Origin of the sequence: Paraburkholderia sp. SIMBA_030, assembly GCF_046535245.1 — a bacterium.
Taxonomy (GTDB): domain Bacteria; phylum Pseudomonadota; class Gammaproteobacteria; order Burkholderiales; family Burkholderiaceae; genus Paraburkholderia.
Map to the genome: position 1 here is coordinate 1 of NZ_JAWRXB010000177.1, position 346 is coordinate 346.

Below are 346 nucleotides of genomic sequence, written 5' to 3' on the forward strand. Positions count from 1 at the left end.
GTAGTTGCCGGCGACGCGCGTCAACGGAATGACGACGCGCGATATGAGATTGCCGAGATGATCGCTTTGCACGTCGAGCAGAAACGGCGACGCGGCCCTGGATCTTGCCGAGGGGTTGCTGTAAAGATCAAATCGCGCCATCAAAACATCCGATGTTCTTCCAGGGGCAAGCCGTCGCGCTCAATTCGCGCATTCATTTCCGCGATGAAGTCTGCGTTCTTTTCCGCCCAGACGCTAGCCTCGGCAGCCTGAACCGCTTCGCGCAAGCCGCGTTCGCTTGCCCTCGACACGTTGACGTTCAGTTCCCGGGCGCGCTCGAGCAAATCGGCCGGAAGCGAAACGTTGG

The 346-nt window shown here is 59.8% G+C and carries 2 protein-coding genes; both read right to left on the reverse strand.

Translation table 11 applies throughout. The features are described 5' to 3' along the window. A partial coding sequence (locus SB772_RS39555) for a CcdB family protein (RefSeq protein WP_410838460.1) occupies positions 1–141 on the reverse strand: 141 nt, incomplete at its 3' end. Continuing rightward, a partial coding sequence (locus SB772_RS39560; protein ID WP_410838459.1) for a type II toxin-antitoxin system CcdA family antitoxin occupies positions 141–346 on the reverse strand: 206 nt, incomplete at its 5' end. The genes SB772_RS39560 and SB772_RS39555, both read right to left, overlap by 1 nt.